Origin of the sequence: Micromonospora sp. NPDC051925, assembly GCF_044548625.1 — a bacterium.
GTDB lineage: Bacteria > Actinomycetota > Actinomycetes > Mycobacteriales > Micromonosporaceae > Micromonospora.
On the sequence record NZ_JBIUCH010000016.1, the window covers coordinates 139,590 to 156,146 of the forward strand.

General features: G+C 72.6%; 15 protein-coding genes. 8 read left to right on the forward strand and 7 right to left on the reverse strand.

Annotated elements, in window-relative coordinates; all coding sequences use genetic code 11:
• Positions 1–143: 143 nt before the first annotated feature.
• A complete protein-coding gene (gene clpB / locus ACIG87_RS22230; RefSeq protein ID WP_396852836.1) occupies positions 144–2,735 on the reverse strand; it encodes an ATP-dependent chaperone ClpB in 2,592 nt (863 codons plus the stop codon).
• 115 nt (positions 2,736–2,850) lie between these two features.
• Complete coding sequence (locus tag ACIG87_RS22235) at positions 2,851–3,132, reverse strand: hypothetical protein (protein WP_396852838.1); 282 nt, start codon at positions 3,130–3,132, stop codon at positions 2,851–2,853.
• 142 nt (positions 3,133–3,274) lie between these two features.
• Here ACIG87_RS22235 and ACIG87_RS22240 point away from each other — a divergent pair, with 142 nt between their 5' ends.
• The 5 genes from ACIG87_RS22240 (at position 3,275) to ACIG87_RS22260 (ending at position 6,332) form a co-directional block, all read left to right on the forward strand.
• Positions 3,275–3,463, forward strand: coding sequence for a hypothetical protein (locus ACIG87_RS22240; protein ID WP_396852840.1), 189 nt, complete (start codon positions 3,275–3,277; stop codon positions 3,461–3,463).
• Positions 3,464–3,600: 137 nt separating this feature from the next.
• Positions 3,601–3,825 (forward strand): winged helix-turn-helix domain-containing protein, encoded by a 225-nt coding sequence (locus ACIG87_RS22245; protein WP_204958480.1) that lies wholly within the window; start codon positions 3,601–3,603, stop codon positions 3,823–3,825.
• A 138-nt stretch (positions 3,826–3,963) separates the two neighbouring features.
• A complete protein-coding gene (locus tag ACIG87_RS22250; RefSeq protein ID WP_088641912.1) occupies positions 3,964–4,464 on the forward strand; it encodes a cation:proton antiporter regulatory subunit in 501 nt (166 codons plus the stop codon).
• A 5-nt stretch (positions 4,465–4,469) separates the two neighbouring features.
• The gene (locus tag ACIG87_RS22255; protein WP_396852842.1) at positions 4,470–5,675 is read left to right on the forward strand and encodes a cation:proton antiporter; all 1,206 of its coding nucleotides are present in this window, start codon (positions 4,470–4,472) and stop codon (positions 5,673–5,675) included.
• A gap of 225 nt (positions 5,676–5,900) precedes the next feature.
• A complete protein-coding gene (locus ACIG87_RS22260) occupies positions 5,901–6,332 on the forward strand; it encodes a hypothetical protein (protein WP_396852844.1) in 432 nt (143 codons plus the stop codon).
• 252 nt (positions 6,333–6,584) lie between these two features.
• Here the strand turns inward: ACIG87_RS22260 and ACIG87_RS22265 are convergent, their stop codons facing one another.
• The 5 genes from ACIG87_RS22265 to dnaK all read right to left on the reverse strand — a co-directional run bounded on the left by ACIG87_RS22265 (position 6,585) and on the right by dnaK (position 11,474).
• The gene (locus ACIG87_RS22265; protein ID WP_396852846.1) at positions 6,585–6,809 is read right to left on the reverse strand and encodes a hypothetical protein; all 225 of its coding nucleotides are present in this window, start codon (positions 6,807–6,809) and stop codon (positions 6,585–6,587) included.
• A 222-nt stretch (positions 6,810–7,031) separates the two neighbouring features.
• Positions 7,032–7,475, reverse strand: coding sequence for a heat shock protein transcriptional repressor HspR (locus tag ACIG87_RS22270; RefSeq protein ID WP_396852847.1), 444 nt, complete (start codon positions 7,473–7,475; stop codon positions 7,032–7,034).
• 28 nt (positions 7,476–7,503) lie between these two features.
• On the reverse strand, positions 7,504–8,688 hold the full coding sequence (gene dnaJ / locus ACIG87_RS22275) for a molecular chaperone DnaJ (protein ID WP_396852849.1): 1,185 nt from the start codon (positions 8,686–8,688) through the stop codon (positions 7,504–7,506).
• Positions 8,689–8,798: 110 nt separating this feature from the next.
• A complete protein-coding gene (gene grpE, locus ACIG87_RS22280; protein ID WP_396852851.1) occupies positions 8,799–9,554 on the reverse strand; it encodes a nucleotide exchange factor GrpE in 756 nt (251 codons plus the stop codon).
• Between the two features lie 48 nt (positions 9,555–9,602).
• Positions 9,603–11,474, reverse strand: a complete 1,872-nt coding sequence (gene dnaK, locus ACIG87_RS22285) for a molecular chaperone DnaK (protein WP_396852853.1) — start codon at positions 11,472–11,474, stop codon at positions 9,603–9,605.
• A 207-nt stretch (positions 11,475–11,681) separates the two neighbouring features.
• On the opposite strand from dnaK, the gene ACIG87_RS22290 reads away from it, so the two are divergent.
• The 3 genes from ACIG87_RS22290 to ACIG87_RS22300 all read left to right on the forward strand — a co-directional run bounded on the left by ACIG87_RS22290 (position 11,682) and on the right by ACIG87_RS22300 (position 16,551).
• The gene (locus tag ACIG87_RS22290) at positions 11,682–13,535 is read left to right on the forward strand and encodes an ABC transporter (protein ID WP_396852855.1); all 1,854 of its coding nucleotides are present in this window, start codon (positions 11,682–11,684) and stop codon (positions 13,533–13,535) included.
• 17 nt (positions 13,536–13,552) lie between these two features.
• The gene (locus tag ACIG87_RS22295) at positions 13,553–15,214 is read left to right on the forward strand and encodes a GTPase (protein ID WP_396852923.1); all 1,662 of its coding nucleotides are present in this window, start codon (positions 13,553–13,555) and stop codon (positions 15,212–15,214) included.
• 110 nt (positions 15,215–15,324) lie between these two features.
• Complete coding sequence (locus ACIG87_RS22300; RefSeq protein WP_396852857.1) at positions 15,325–16,551, forward strand: hypothetical protein; 1,227 nt, start codon at positions 15,325–15,327, stop codon at positions 16,549–16,551.
• Positions 16,552–16,557: the final 6 nt, after the last annotated feature.

The window sequence follows — 16,557 nt, forward strand, 5'->3', positions numbered from 1 at the left end:
CTCCATCCTTTCTCCGTCCCGCCACCGCCCACCCGGTTGGATCATCAGGTCATTGCACCGGCCGAACCCCGGTACCGACCTGCGCGTGGAGACGGGCCGGGCCGACCCCGCCGGGAGGCGGGACCGGCCCGGGGCGCGGTGGATCAGCCGGCGGTGACGGTCAGCCCGTCCTTGCCGTCGGACAGGTCGACCTGCACCGTGTCGCCGTCCCGGATCACGCCGCCCAGCAGGGCCTTGGCGAGCTGGTCACCGATCGCCGACTGGACCAGGCGGCGCAACGGGCGGGCACCGTAGATCGGGTCGTACCCGTGCTCGGCGAGCCAGGTCCGGGCGGCGTCGGTGACGTCCAGCGCCAGCCGACGGTCGGCGAGCCGCTTCCGCAGCCGGCCGAGCTGGATGTCGACGATGGACCGCAGGTCGTCCCCGCGCAGCGCGGCGAAGACCACGATGTCGTCGAGGCGGTTGAGGAACTCCGGCTTGAAGTGCGAGCGGACCACCGCGAGCACCCCCTCGCGGCGCTGCTCCTCGGCGAGCGTCAGGTCGCTGATCACCGACGACCCGAGGTTCGAGGTGAGGATCAGGATCGCGTTGCGGAAGTCCACGGTGCGGCCCTGACCGTCGGTCAGCCGACCGTCGTCGAGCACCTGGAGCAGGATGTCGAAGACGTCCGGGTGGGCCTTCTCCACCTCGTCGAGCAGGATCACCGAGTACGGCCGGCGGCGCACCGCCTCGGTGAGCTGGCCGCCCTCCTCGTAGCCGACGTAGCCGGGCGGGGCACCGACCAGGCGGGCGACGGAGTGCTTCTCGCCGTACTCGCTCATGTCGATGCGGACCATGGCCCGCTCGTCGTCGAAGAGGAACTCGGCGAGCGCCTTGGCCAGCTCGGTCTTGCCGACGCCGGTCGGGCCGAGGAAGAGGAAGCTGCCGGTGGGGCGGTCCGGGTCGGCGACGCCCGCCCGTGCCCGGCGTACCGCGTCGGAGACGGCCCCGACGGCCTCGGCCTGACCGACCACCCGGCTGCCCAGCGACTCCTCCATCCGCAGCAGCTTGGCGGTCTCGCCCTCCAGTAGCCGGCCGGCGGGGATGCCGGTCCAGGAGGCGACCACGGCGGCGATGTCGTCCGCGCCGACCTCCTCCTTGAGCATCGCGCCGTCGGCCTGGAGCTGGGCCAGCTCCTCCTCGGCCTTCGCCAGGTCGGCCTTCAGCGCCGGGATGCGGCCGTAGCGCAGCTCGGCGGCGCGTTCCAGCTCGCCGTCGCGCTCGGCCCGCTCGGCCTCGCCGCCCAGGCGTTCCAGCTCCTCCTTGGCGGTGGAGAGCTTGGTGATGTGGCTCTTCTCGGTCTGCCAGCGCTCGGACAGGGCGGTGAGCTGCTCACGCTTGTCGGCCAGCTCCTTGCGCAGCCGGTCCAGGCGCTCGGCGGAGGCGGCGTCGGGCTCCTTGGCCAGCGCCATCTCCTCGATCTCCAGCCGGCGGACGGCCCGCTCGATCTCGTCCACCTCGACCGGCCGGGAGTCGATCTCCATCCGGAGCCGGGACGCGGACTCGTCGACCAGGTCGATCGCCTTGTCGGGGAGGAACCGGTCGGTGATGTAGCGGTCCGACAGCGACGCGGCGGCGACCAGCGCGGCGTCGGTGATCCGTACGCCGTGGTGCACCTCGTAGCGCTCCTTGAGGCCGCGCAGGATGCCGATGGTGTCCTCGATGGTCGGCTCGCCGACCAGCACCGGCTGGAAGCGGCGCTCCAGCGCCGGATCCTTCTCGATGTGCTCGCGGTACTCGTCGAGGGTGGTCGCGCCGACCATCCGCAGCTCACCGCGCGCCAGCATCGGCTTGAGCATGTTGCCGGCGTCCATCGAGCCCTCGCCCTTGCCCGCGCCGACCACGGTGTGCAGCTCGTCGAGGAAGGTGATGACCTGGCCGTTCGAGTTCTTGATCTCCTCCAGGACGGACTTGAGCCGCTCCTCGAACTGGCCCCGGTACTGCGCCCCGGCGACCATCGCGCCGAGGTCGAGCGAGACCAGCTTCTTGTCCCGCAGCGACTCCGGCACGTCGCCGGCCACGATCCGCTGGGCCAGGCCCTCGACGATCGCCGTCTTGCCGACGCCGGGCTCGCCGATCAGCACCGGGTTGTTCTTGGTACGCCGGGAGAGCACCTGGATCACCCGGCGGATCTCGGAGTCCCGCCCGATCACCGGGTCGATCTTGCCGTCCCGCGCGCTGGCGGTCAGGTCGACGCCGTACTTGGTCAGTGCCTGGTAGGTCTGCTCCGGGTCGGCGGTGGTGACCCGGCGGTCCCCGCCCCGCACGGTCGGGAACGCGGCGACCAGGTTCTCCTCGGTGGCCCCGGCGGACTTCAGCGCGTTCGACACCGCGCCACCCACCCGGGCCAGGCCGGCGAGCAGGTGTTCGGTGGAGGTGTACTCGTCGCCGAGCGGCCGGGCGATCTGTTCGGCCGCCCCGATGGCGTTGACGAACTCCCGGGCCAGGGTGGGCTCGGCGATACTGGAACCACGTGCGGCGGGCAACGCGTCGACCGCGCGCTGGGCGACCCGGCGCAGCTCGGCGGGGTCGGCACCGACTGCGCGCAGCAGGCCGGCGGCGGTGGAGCCGTCGGTGTCGAGCAGGGCCAGCAGCAGGTGCCAGGATTCCACGGTGGCGTGACCACGCTGGTTGGCCAGCGCGACGGCACCGGTGATGGTTTCGCGGCTCTTGGTGGTGAGTCGTTCCGTGTTCATGGGCTCCCCCGGGATCGGCGTGTCCACTAGTAAGAGACACCACCAGAGTTGAGCCTATTCCGCTCAACTCTGCCAACGTGGCGTGGGTCACACTCTTCGGCGGGACGGGGTGGGGTCAACGGTGCCGGCGGGCGGCGTTCGGTGGCTGGCGGGGGAGGCGGGACGCGCAGGGGGTCTCGTGGTCGACCCGGAGCACACACCGCCGACCGGTCTCCAGCCGGTTGTCACAGACGACGCGGTGCCGTACCCCCTGGTCGTCCTCGGCGGAAACGGTGGTCTCGCCGGGGTCGACGTGGGCGAGGAAGGCCAGCGAGCGGTCCGCCGTCCGGGCGAGCACCTTGGCCCGCGCCAGGTCGGTGGCGACCACCGGCAGGTGTACGACGTACCGCCCGGTCACGCCTTCTCACCCGCCCGCCCCGGCTCACGCCGCCCCGGGCGAGCCGGAGCAACATCGCCCCAATGGCGGTGTCGCGACGGCTCGGACTCCGCAATATCGCCCCAACTGAGTTGACCAAGGTCGAGGTTCGGCGGAGGGTGCGGTGACTCGTACCCCATGGCGCTCCTTTGCTGGACAGTTCGGTGTCGCGGTGCTGGAAGGGCAGCCCGGCCGCGCTGCCGGCTCGGCCGGGCTGCCCGCCCTGCCGTCGCAGCCCACCTCGGCGGTACGACGACAGGGCCGGCGGTGCGGTCGGGACGGGCCACGGGGGATGCCCGCCCCGACCGGCTGAGCGCCCCGAGTGCCATCCGGGGGCGTTCACCACGAACCCACAATCGGTACCGGTTGTAGGTCAACGACCTACCCACGATTGCTTGAAGTTGGAGGTGTGGGCGTGATCAGATAGGCGTGCCATCCGGGGAGTGACGCATGCCCAAGCAGCAGTACCAGGTGCTCGCAGACGAGCTGAAGAACAAGATCGATTCGGGAGAGTGGCCGCCCGGCACCAAGTTGCCGAGCAGGTCGCAGTTGTGCAGGGAATACGGGGTGTCGGACACCGTGGTCGGCAAGGCCATGATGATCCTGCGCGCCACCGGGCTGACCGAAACCCTGGAAGGGGTCGGAGTCTTCGTCGCCGCACCCGCTGAGGCCTGACCCTGAGCGGGCCGCCCGGCTCCACATGGTCACCGACCGGCGAGCCGGCAACCACAGCCAGTGCCGGCCGTAGAACGCTCGCCAGCAGCGCAGATGTCCGGCGGGCCGGTCTTTCGGGCAGGGAGTAGCCTCACGTCCGTGCGAGTACGTGTCGAACAGACCGCCCTACCGGGAATCGGTGTCCGTCATGATCTGATGACGGAGTCCGGTCGCCGGCTCGGCGTGGTCTCCCACCGCAATGGCCGCCGCGACCTGGTCCTGTACGACCCGGACGATCCCGATTCCTGCCAGCATGACATCCCGCTGACCGACGACGAGGCGGAGGCGCTCGCCGACATCCTCGGCGCGTCGCTGATGCTGGGTCAGCTCTCCGGCCTGCGCGAGCAGGCGGCCGGGCTGCTCACCGAGCAGATCGCCATCCCGGCCGGGTCGAAGTACGTCAACAAGCGGCTCGGTGACACCAAGGCGCGTACCCGCACCAGCGCCTCCATCGTGGCGGTGCTCCGGCAGGGCGAGGTCAACGTCTCGCCCGATCCCACCTTCCGCTTCGCGGCCGGTGACGTGGTGGTCGTGGTCGGTACCCGGCAGGGTCTCGACGGCGTGACCGCCATCCTCGCCGACAGTGACCCGGACGGCTGAGGCGTATGCACGAAACCGAAACCCTGCTCGTCGAGGTCGGCGCGCTCCTGCTGCTGCTCGGGCTGCTCGGCCGACTCAGCCGCCGGTTCGGCGTCTCGCCCATCCCGCTCTACCTGGTCGCCGGTCTCGCGTTCGGCCACGGCGGTCTGCTGCCGTTGGCCGCGAGCGAGGAGTTCTTCGCCGTCGGCGCGGAGATCGGCGTCATCCTGCTACTGGTCATGCTCGGCCTGGAGTACAGCGCCAACGAACTGGTCGGCAACCTGCGCTCGGCGGCACCGGCCGGCCTGATCGACGCGGTGCTCAACGCGGTGCCCGGCTTCGGCTTCGCGCTGCTGCTCGGCTGGGGCTGGGTGGCCGCCGTGGTGCTCGGCGGCATCACCTGGATCTCGTCCTCCGGAGTGATCGCCAAGGTGCTCGGCGATCTCGGCCGGGTGGGTAACCGGGAGACCCCGGTCATCCTCTCGGTGCTCGTCATCGAAGACCTGGCGATGGCGCTCTACCTGCCGCTGGTCACCGCGCTGCTGGCCGGCGTCGGTCTGGTCAAGGGCGGTATCGCGCTGGGCGTCGCGGTGCTCACCGTGGTGATCGTGCTGGTCGTCGCCATCCGCTACGGCCACCTGATCTCCGCCGCCCTGTCGGCGAAGGACCCGGAGGCGTTGCTGCTCGGGGTGCTCGGCCTGACCCTGCTGGTCGCGGGTGTGGCCGCCAAGCTCCAGGTCTCCGCCGCCGTCGGGGCGTTCCTGGTCGGCATCGCCCTGTCCGGGCCGGTGGCGCACCACGCCACCGAACTGCTCTCCCCGCTACGGGATCTCTTCGCCGCGGTCTTCTTCGTCTTCTTCGGCCTGGTCACCGACCCCCGGGACATGCCGCCGGTACTGCTGCCCGCGTTCGCGCTGGCCGTGGTCACCATGGGCACGAAACTGCTCACCGGCTACCTGGCTGCCCGTCGGGCCGGGATCGCCGAGCCCGGCCGCTGGCGGGCCGGCTTCGCGTTGATGCCGCGCGGTGAGTTCTCCATCGTCATCGCCGGCCTGGCCGTCGCCGCCGGCACCGTCGAACCCCGGCTGGCCGCGCTCGCCACGGCGTACGTGCTGATCACCGTGATCACCGGCCCGATGCTCGCCCGGCTGCCCGACATGCCCTGGTTCAAGCAGCGGCTACGTCGGCGGATCGCCGCCCGCCGGCCCCAGCCGGTGCCCGCCACCGACTGAGACCGCCCTGGCCAGGCCGGTTGCATGATCGGCCTGGTCAGGGCGGTGGTAGGGCCGGCCTGACCAGGGCGGTGGTACGGTCGGCCTGGCCAGGGCGGTTGTTGCCGAATTGCTCCCTGCAGGGTCTTCCGTCGGGCGGGCAGCGGCGGCTAGCGTTGCGCCCCAGCAAGCCAGGGTCCTGCGGGTGGCCGGAGGCACCCCGCGGGTGTGAGCGGAAGGTTGCCGGTGAGCGCGCAGGGTTCGACGTTCCGCGGCTTCGCCAACCCCGTCGACCCGTCACCGGCGGAGCTGCGAGCCTGGGCGTACCACCCCGATTCGGTGCCGTTGAGTTACCTGCCCCGGGACTGGGACCTGTTGGTGGCCGGCGACCACCTGATGCCCACCCTCTTCGAGCTGGCGCTGGACCCGGCCTGTCCCGCCCGCCGGTTCGCCCTGCACTGCCTCTACATCTACGCGGCCGACGGCATCCGGACGAACTTCCGGGCCCACCCCAGGCGCCGCTTCCGCAAGCTGGTGGAGCAGGCCGAGCGCGACGGCGACGAACTGGTGCGCAACTGGGCGCACAACAGTCGGGTGCTGCTGGCCCGGCAGGAACTCTTCACCTACCACGACTGGTGCGAGGGCGGCCTGGTCCGGGAGAACCGCCGACTCGGCTGACCCTTCCCCGCACCGGCAGAAGACGGGTCACCCGTGGTGGCCGTGCCTCCCGTCGCAGCTCTCCGGCGACTACCGCGTCCCGACCCGGACCGCGAACGGGCCGGGCCGCCGCACGGCCTCACCACCTCCAGGCCCGGACCGCGAACGGCGTCACCGCGTCGCGGCCCGGACCCGAACGGCGAGCGGCGTGCGGGCCAGACGGCGAACGGGCCGGGACCCCCCGTGGGTCCCGGCCCGCACGTCGGCGGATCGTCAGCGTTCCGATCCGCCCTGGTTCCGCTGTTTCGCCTCGGTCCGCTCCTGGTCCACCCCGTGGTCGCGCTGGTCGGCGAACCGGCCGTTCTTCACCGTGTCGGAGAACTTGCTCTCGGTGACCCGGTCGAACTTCTCCCGGACGTTCTCGGCCACCCTGTCGAGCCGCTCCTCCGCCTGCCGGGCCACCTTCTTCGCCGATTCCGCCACGGTTCCCCCCGCCATCGGAGCCCGGATTGAGTTGGTTGGGCCTGATTCACAGGCTAGCGGGAGCGGCCCCCTCCCCGCCGGAAAACCCCCGAGAGGCTTGACCAGCCCGGCAGGGCCGCAAGCCACGCGTGATGCGTCAGCAGCGGTGTCCCCGTGACGGGGACACCGCTGCTGACGCTCCACGGCGTCGCCCTCGGCGTCGATCTCGGCCCGAGCGGGCCGCGGCCGGGCGCAGGGTCAGCGGTCGGGAGTACGGCGGGGACGCCAGACGACCAACGCCGTCGAGGTGCGGTTCGTCGGCACCAGGTCGCCCCGGGAGAAGCCGCTGGCCAGCGTCTCCAGCTCGGCGATCCGCCGGTACGCGGCGTCCAGTTCCGCCTCCAGCCGGGCCACCCGCTGCTGGGCCTGCTCCACCAGGCGTTCCAGCCCGATGATCCGCTTGACGCCGGCCAGGTTGACGCCCTCGTCCTGGCTGAGCCGCTGCACCTCGCGTAGCAGGACCACGTCCCGCACGCTGTAGCGACGCCCACCACCGGCCGCCCGACCGGCCTGCACCAGGCCGAGCCGGTCGTACTGGCGCAACGTCTGCGGGTGCATTCCCGCCATCCGTGCCGCGACCGAGATCATCAGCACCTTGGCCTCGTAGGCAGGGTCACCCGAACCGAGGAACCCGTCCGACATCCCACTCACCTCCGCACCCGTCCACCGGTCAACCGACCCGACGCACCCGTGCGTCGAGATGTTCCCGCGCCGCCGGTGGCGTCGAGTCGGCGAACGACTCCAACGCCGCGCGAGCCTCGTCCGACACCGTCGCCGGCACCACCACGTCCAGCGTGACCAGCAGGTCGCCGGCCTGACCGTCCCGACGCACCACACCCTTGCCCCGGGCCCGCAGCACCCGCCCGGACGGCGTACCCGGCGGGACGCGCAGCGTCACCGCGCCGTCCAGCGTGGGCACCCGTAGATCGGTGCCGAGCACCGCCTCGGCGAAGGTGATCGGCACGGCCAGCGTCAGGTCGTCACCCGTACGCCCGAACAGGTCGTCCGGGCGGACCTTGACCTGCACGAACAGGTCGCCCGCCGGACCACCGCGCTGGCCCGGTTCGCCCCGCCCGGCCAGCCGGATCCGCTGGCCGTCGGCCACCCCGGCGGGAAAGCGGACGTTCAGCGTGCGGGTCTTGGTGACCCCGCCGGTGCCGTGGCACTCGGGGCACTTCTCCTCGACCACCGTCCCGACGCCCTGGCAGTTGCGGCACGGCTCGGAGAAGCTGAACGACCCCTGGTCGCGGGTGGTCACCCCGGCACCGTGGCAGATCGGGCAGGTGGTCGGCTGGGTGCCCGGCTTCGCGCCGTTGCCGTGACAGGTGTCGCATACTCCGGGCGCACGCAGTGTCAACGGCAGGGTGACGCCGCGGACCGCGTCACCGAAGTCGAGGGCGACCTGGGTCTCCACGTCCCGACCCCGGGCCGGACCACGCGCCCGCGCCGGACCGGCACCACCGGAGCCACCGGAGAAGATCGAGCTGAACAGGTCGGTGAAGCCGCCACCACCGAACCGGGCGTCCCCTCCGCCACCGCCGCCGAACAGGTCGGAGACGTCGAACGGGGTACCGCCGGGCTGACCCGGGCCGCGGGTGCCCCGGCGGAACGCGCCCGAGCCGAACAGGGCGCGCATCTCGTCGTACTCGTGGCGCTTGGCCTCGTCGCCGAGCACCGCGTACGCCTCGGAGACGGCCTTGAACCGCTCCTCGGCTTTCGGGTCACCGGGGTTGTGGTCCGGGTGTGACTCCCGGGCCAGTTTCCGGTACGACTTCTTGATCTCGTCCGAGGAGGCGGACTTCTCCACGCCCAACATGGCGTAGAAGTCCTTCTCGATCCAGTCCTTGGAACTCACCGGTCCACCCCCTTCCGTGAGATGTGGCCCGGTCGCCCCGCCCGCCGGGTGCGGCGGGCGGGGCGACCGGATCGCCGTGCACTATTCCGGTCGGCGACCGCGACCGGGCACTATTCCGGGTCGGCGACCGCGACCATGGCCGGCCGCAGCAGCCGCTCGCCGAGCAGGTAGCCCCGGCGCATCACCTGCACGCAGGTGGGCTCGTCGACGTCCGGTGAGGTCCGGTGCGCAACCGCCTCGTGCCGGGTCGGGTCGAACGGGTCCCCCTGTTCGCCGAAGGGCGTCAGGCCGAACTTGCCCAGCGCCGTGGTGAGCTGCTCGGCCACCGTGCCGAACGGCCCGACCAGGTCACCGTGTTCCCGGGCCCGGTCCAGGTCGTCCAGGATGGGCAACAGCGCGGCGAGCACCGAGCCGGTCGCCTGCTCCTGGACCACGCCCCGGTCCCGGTCCACCCGCTTGCGGTAGTTGGCGTACTCCGCCGACACCCGTTGCAGGTCCCGGGTCCGCTCGTCCAGCTCGGCCCGGAGGGCTTCCAACTCGGCCCCGAGCGGGGAGCCCGTCGCGCTGCCGTCGACCGGCTGTGCGGGGGCGTCCACCACCGGTGGACCGGTCGGTGCCGGGTCGTCGAGCGTGGTCGCCTCGACCTCGATCTCGTCGACCACCACCTCGGCCTCCTCGACCAGCCCCTCGGCCGGGACGTCCGCCCCGGCGTCGGCGGCGGCGGGCGCCTCCTCGGTCCTGCCGACCTTGCGGTTGTCCCGGATGACGACCCGCGGCCCGTCGCCGGTGACCGGCTCGGCGGGTGCGGAGCCACCCGGCGTCGACCCGGAGGCGCCCGGGTCGTCGGCTCGCGGCTTCTCCGTCATGCGACTACCTCGATCCCTGTGCCGTGAGTTCGTGTCCGGTGCGGACCGTCACTTCTTGTCCTCGTCCACGATCTCCGCGTCGACCACGTCGTCGGCGCCGCCGGCCTTCGGGCCACCGGCCGCACCGGCACCGGCACCTGCATCCGGACCCGGCCCGGTCGCGCCCGGCTGCTCCCCCTGCTCGGCCTGCTGCGAGTAGAGCAGCGAACCGGCCTGCTGGGAGACCTGGGCGAGCCGCTCGTGGGCCGCCTTGATCTTCTCGATGTCCTGGCCGCCGAGCGCGCCACGCAGCTCGCCGAGGGCCTCGTTGAGCTGCTCCCGGTTCTCCGTCGGCAGCTTGTCGCCGCTCTCGGCGAGGAACTTTTCGGTCTGCCACTGGAGCGCCTCGGCCACGTTGCGGGTCTCGGCCTCCTCCCGGCGACGCTTGTCGTCGTCGGCGTGCTCCTCGGCGTCGCGGCGCATCCGCTCGATGTCGTCCTTCGGCAGCGAGGAGCCGCCGGTGATCGTCATCTTCTGTTCCTTGCCGGTGCCCAGGTCCTTGGCGTGCACGTTGACGATGCCGTTGGCGTCGATGTCGAAGGTGACCTCGATCTGCGGCACCCCGCGCGGGGCCGGCGGGAGGCCGGTCAGCTCGAAGGTGCCGAGCTTCTTGTTGTACGCCGCGATCTCCCGCTCGCCCTGGAACACCTGGATCAGCACCGACGGCTGGTTGTCGTCGGCCGTGGTGAAGACCTCGGAGCGCTTGGTCGGGATGGTCGTGTTGCGCTCGATGAGCTTGGTGAAGATGCCACCCTTGGTCTCGATGCCCAGGCTCAGCGGGGTCACGTCGAGCAGCAGGACGTCCTTGACCTCGCCCTTGAGCACGCCGGCCTGGAGGGCTGCGCCGACGGCGACGACCTCGTCCGGGTTGACGCCCTTGTTCGGGTCACGGCCGGTGAGCTGCTTGACCAGGTCGGTCACGGCCGGCATCCGGGTGGAGCCGCCGACCAGGATCACGTGGTCGACGTCGGCGACCTTGATGCCGGCGTCCTTCACGGCCTGCTCGAACGGGCCCTTGCAGCGGTCCAACAGGTCCTGCGTCATCCGCTGGAACTCGGCACGGCTGAGCGTCACGTCCAGGTGCAGCGGACCGGCCGCCCCGGCGGTGATGTACGGCAGGTTGATGTTGGTGGTGGTGGCCGCCGACAGCTCGATCTTGGCCTTCTCGGCCGCCTCGCGGAGCCGCTGCAGGGCCATCTTGTCCTGCGCCAGGTCGATGCCGTGCTCGCCCCGGAAGGTCTTCACCAGGTGGTCGATGACCCGCTGGTCCCAGTCGTCGCCGCCGAGCTGGTTGTCACCGGAGGTCGACTTGACCTCGACGACGCCCTCGGCCAGCTCCAGCAGGGACACGTCGAAGGTGCCGCCGCCCAGGTCGAAGACCAGGACGGTCTGCTCCTTGGAGCCCTTGTCCAGCCCGTACGCCAGGGCCGCCGCGGTCGGCTCGTTGACGATCCGCAGCACGTTGAAGCCGGCGATCTCACCGGCCTCCTTGGTGGCCTGACGCTGGCCGTCGTTGAAGTAGGCGGGGACGGTGATCACCGCGTCGGTGATCTGTTCACCCAGGTAGGCCTCGGCGTCCCGCTTGAGCTTCATCAGCGTGCGCGCCGAGATCTCCTGCGGGGTGTACTTCTTGCCGTCGATGTCGACGGTCCAGTTGGTGCCGATCTCCCGCTTGACCGAGCGGATGGTCCGGTCCGGGTTGGTCACCGCCTGGCGCTTGGCGACCTCACCGACGAGCACCTCGCCGTTACGGGCGAACGCGACGATCGACGGGGTCGTCCGCGAGCCCTCAGCGTTGGCGATGACGGTGGGCTCACCGCCCTCGAGAACGCTGACGCAGGAGTTCGTCGTGCCGAGGTCGATACCGACCGCACGTGCCATCTTCGCTTCCTCGCTTCGTTACGGGTGGGCAGGTCAGAGGACCTGCCCGGGGGGCCGCCCGCAGCGACCGCACCACAAGTTGAGTGAACTTGACTCAATAGTGCCACGCGATCGCCAAAGCGCAAGTCGAGTTGAGCCGACCCGACGCAACCTGACCGTTACTACCCTCCGGTTGTCTCTGTTGCATCGGTCGGGCACGCTTTAGCGGTGACGACGCACGGCGATCCCGCCACCCGGTCCGGCGCGCCCACCGTCGCCGCCCGCACCGGGCCGTCGGAGACCGACGAGACACCGCCCGGCCCCACCGGAGACGGTCTGTCCGCCGCCCTCACCGGCCTGCGGGCCGCGATCGGCGCGGCCCGGTTCCCGCTGGCGCTGCCCTCGGCCGAACCCGCCCGACACACCGGCCAGGCCCTGGCCGACCAGCTCGACGACTACCTGCTGCCCCGGCTGGCCCGACTCGACGCCCCGCTGCTCGTGGTCGTCGGCGGCTCCACCGGCGCAGGCAAGTCGACCCTGGTCAACAGCCTGGTCCAGGCCCGGGTGAGCGCTGCCGGCGTGCTCCGGCCCACCACCCGTTCCCCGGTGCTGGTCTGCAACCCGGCCGACTCCGCCTGGTTCCGCCAGGGTGAGCTGCTCCCCGGCCTGACCCGCACCAACGAGCCCAGTGAAGATCCCAGGACCCTGCACCTGGTCACCGCGCCCGCGCTCCCGCCCGGACTGGCCTTCCTCGACGCCCCCGACATCGACTCGGTGGTCGAGGCCAACCGGGCCCTCGCCGGCCAACTGCTCGCCGCCGCCGATCTCTGGCTCTTCGTCACCACCGCCGCCCGGTACGCCGACGCCGTCCCGTGGGAGCTGCTGCGCACCGCCCGCTCCCGGGGCGCCGCGATCGCCATGGTGCTCGACCGGGTGCCGCCCGAGGCCGCCGACGAGATCGCCGCCCACCTGTCCGAGATGCTCGCCGCCCAGCAACTCGGCGCCGCACCGCTGTTCGTCCTGCCGGAGACCTGGGTCGATGGTCAGGGCCTGCTGCCCGACCGGGTCACCGCGCCGCTGAGCACCTGGTTCGCCCGGCTCGCCGCCGACGCCGAGGCTCGGGCCGCCGTGGTCCGGCAGACCCTGGACGGCGCGCTCGCCTCGCTGCACCCGACCGTGGAGGTGCTCGCGGACGCCGCCGACGAGCAGGTGGCCGCCGCCGACGCGCTGGACGACCGGGTCCGGGCCGCCTACCAGGGTGCCCACCGCACCGTGGCGGAGGGGTTGAAGGACGGCCGACTGCTCCGCGGCGAGGTGCTCGCCCGCTGGCAGGAGTTCGTCGGCACCGGGGAGTTCTTCCGGACGCTGGAGGCCCGGATCGGCCGGTTGCGCGACCGGTTCGTCGCCGCGGTCACCGGTCGACCCGCCACCCCCGCCGCCGAACTGCGCAATGCCATCGAGTCGCAGCTGGTCACCCTGCTGCGCGGGGTCGCCTCCGAGGCGGCGGAGAACTCGTACACCGCCTGGAGGGCGCACCCGGCCGGGGCCGCGCTGCTCGACCCGCCGCTGGCGCACGCCTCGACCGACCTGCCCGAGCGGGCCGAGCGGCTGGTCCGGGACTGGCAACGCGCGGTACTGGAGTTGGTCAAGGACGAGGGCGGCGATCGACGGTTCGTGGCCCGGACGGCCGCGTACGCGGTCAACGCCACCGGCCTGGCCGTGATGATCGCCGTCTTCGCCTCCACCGCCTTCATCCCGACCGGCCTGGAGGTGGCCACCGGGGCGGGCACCACCGTCGCCGCGCAGGCCGTGCTCCAGGCGATCTTCGGCGACCAGGCGGTGCGTACCCTCGCTGCCAAGGCCCGCGCCGACCTGCTGGACCGGGTCCGCACGCTGCTCGACGAGGAGGCGGCCCGCTACCTGGCCCGGACCGAAACGGCCCGGCCCGGCGCGGAGGCCGGTGCCGGGCTACGCCGGGCCGCCGGCCGGGTCGAGGTGGCCCGGCACCGCAGCGGCCTCGCCGGCCAGCCCGGCCCGGCCCTACCGACCCCGACCCCGACATCCGAGGACGGCAACCGGTGACCAACATCGTCGGCCGGATGCGCGAGGCGCTCCGGGGCGACCAGCGGGTCGACGCGGACGCCCTGGTGGCCCGCCTCGACGCGATCCGCCGCTTCCTCGACGCGGTCGACGGCGAGGTGCCCGACACCCAACTGGTCGGCGCGCACACCCTGGTCGAGCGGGCCGGCACCCGGCTGTCGCTGTCCCGGGACCACACCGTGGTGGCGCTGGCCGGCGCCACCGGCAGCGGCAAGTCCAGCCTGTTCAACGCCCTGGCCCAGCTGGAACTCTCCCCGGTCGGGGTGCGCCGCCCCACCACCGGTGTCGCGCACGCCTGCGTCTGGGGGCCGCTGGACGGGGGCAACCGGCTGCTCGACTGGGTCGGTGTGCTGCCCCGGCACCGGTTCGTCCGGGAGAGCGCGCTGGACGGTGACGACGAGTCCGCCCTGCACGGGTTGATCCTGCTCGACCTACCCGACTTCGACTCGGTGCAGCGGTCCCATCGGCTGGAGGTGGACCGGCTGCTCGGCCTGGTCGACCTGGTGGTCTGGGTGCTCGACCCGCAGAAGTACGCCGACCGGGTGATCCACACCAGCTACCTGCGCGAGTTCCACCGGCACCGGGACGTGACGTTGGCGGTGCTCAACCAGGCCGACCGACTGCCGCCGGCCGAGTTGCCCCGGGTGCTCGCCGACCTGCGTCGGCTGCTCGACGTCGACGGGCTCGACGGGGTGCCGCTGCTGGCCACCACGGCGGTCGAGCCGGCCGGAATGACCGGGCTGCGGGAGGCGCTGGAACGGGCGATCGCCGATCGGCAGGCCGCGCTGCGTCGGCTCTCCGGCGACGCCGACACGGTGGTGGCGACGCTGGGTGAACTGGTCGCCGCCGAGGCCCCGGGCAACGCCCCGGACGAGGAGACGGTCCGCACCCTGGGCCGGGCGCTGGCCGGCTCGGCCGGGGTGCCGGCGGTGGCGGGCGCGGTCGAGGAGGCGTACCGGCACCGGGCCGGCGGGAGCACCGGCTGGCCGTTGGTACGCGGCTGGCGGAAGCTGCGTCCCGACCCGCTGCGCCGGCTGCACCTGCCCGGCCCGCCGGCCGACCCGCAGCGGCCTGAGGAGAGCCCGCTCGCGGCGACCTCGGTACCCGACCCGACGGCCGCCCAACAGTCCGCCCTCGGATTGGCCATCCGTGCGGTCGGCGACCGGTCCGGCGGGGAGCTTCCGGCACCCTGGCCGGCCGCGGTGACCGCCGCCGCCCGGTCCCGGCTGGCCGACCTGCCGGACGCGCTGGACCGGGCGGTCGCCGGCACCGACCTGGGCATGGACCGCCGGCCGGCGTGGTGGCGGCTGGTGGGTGCCCTCCAGTGGCTGGTCACCCTCGCCGCGGTGGCCGGACTGGGCTGGCTGGTCCTCGGGTACGCGCTGCGCGCCCTCGGGCTGCCGGCGCTGGAGTATCCCCGGGTGGGCGAGACGCCGCTGCCCACCGTGCTGCTGCTCGGTGGTCTGCTCGCCGGCCTGCTGGTGGCCGCAGTGACCCGGCCGGTGATCCGCTGGGCAGCCCGGCAGGCCCGGCAGCGGGCCGAGCGGCGGCTCACCGACGCGGTCGCCCGGGTCGGCGCGGAGTACGTCCTCACCCCGGTGCGGGCCATCCTCGACCGGTACGTGCTCGCCCGTCGGGCCTGGCAGGATGCCGGTCGATGACGCCGATCGGCGGGACACCCGCCGGTGACCGCTGCCAGACCGGTCATCGGCCGGTGATCGCCGCCCTCGGCACGGGTGTCCGGGGCGGCACAGCGGCGTAGGGTCGTGCCATGGCCACGCCACAGACCCCCTACGACGCGGTGCTCTCCGCGGCCCGCGACGTGACCAGGCTGGACTGCGCGCTCGACGCCGAGATGCTCGGCACGGCGCTGCTGGGCAGCGTCTACGCGATCGCCGAGACCGACCGGGAAACGGCGGTCCGGGACTTCGTCTCCGGTTTCCTCGCCGCCACCTCCCGCCGCCGGACGGCCGCCGCCACCACCATCCGCCAGGTCTTCGCCGCCCTGGTCCCGGATGCCGAGGGCGCGGCGAAGGTCCGCCCCGGCAAGCAGGCTCCGGCCTGGTCCGGCCAACTCGGCCGGGTCCACCTCACCGGCACCTGGTCGTACGGCGACGTGTACGGCGACCAGACCTCCTACCTGGCCACCTTCGCCTACGACGACGAGCTGGGCGGCCCGGAGCACGCCCTGGTGGCGTTGATCGACCACAACATCGGCATCACCAAGGACGTCTTCGTCGGCGGGCCGGCCAAGCGGATCCTGGAGCAGGTGCGGCAGATGTGCGCCGACGACGACCTGACCTGGTTCCGGGAAGAGGACCCGGCCCGGATGCACGGCGAGGTGGGTCGGCACCTGACGATCACCGACGATCTCGGTGAGCTGCCCGCCGAGGGTTCGCTCGCCACCGACCGGGCGCTGGTCGGGGCGCGGTTGGCGGTGCTGCCCGAGGCCCGCGCCGACACCGTCGGCTGGGACACCGAGCCGCTCAGCGGCGACGAGCGGACCACGCTGGTCCGGGCCTTCCTGGCGTCCCCCGAAGCGGCCCGGCACGGGCTGAACACCCTCGACGGCGACGCCGAGCTGGCCTCGTTGCACTTCTGCCTGGGTCTGCTCTTCGACCACTCGGCGAGCTTCCCGGACGCCGACCCGCTGCGGTGGAGCCCGGCGGTGGCCGGGTTGTTCCTGCTCGACTGGGTGCACCGGCGGGCCGTGCTGGACATGGACGACGCGGCACTGCTGCCCCGGGTGCTGCGCGCCTGGACGGCGTTCGCGGCCCGGCGGCGCGGGCTGCCGGAGCGGGCCGGCACGCAGACCGACGAGGCGATCGAGGAGCTGGTGCCGGAGTTCGCCCGGCTCTACTCGACCGGCGAACGGCGCAGCCCGGCGACGGCGGCGGTGGCCCAGTTGATGGCCGACGGCGTGGACCCGGACGACCCGGTCGCCCTGGACGCCTGGATCGAGGCCAACCGGCAACGCCTCGGCGACGACACCCCCTGACGCTGC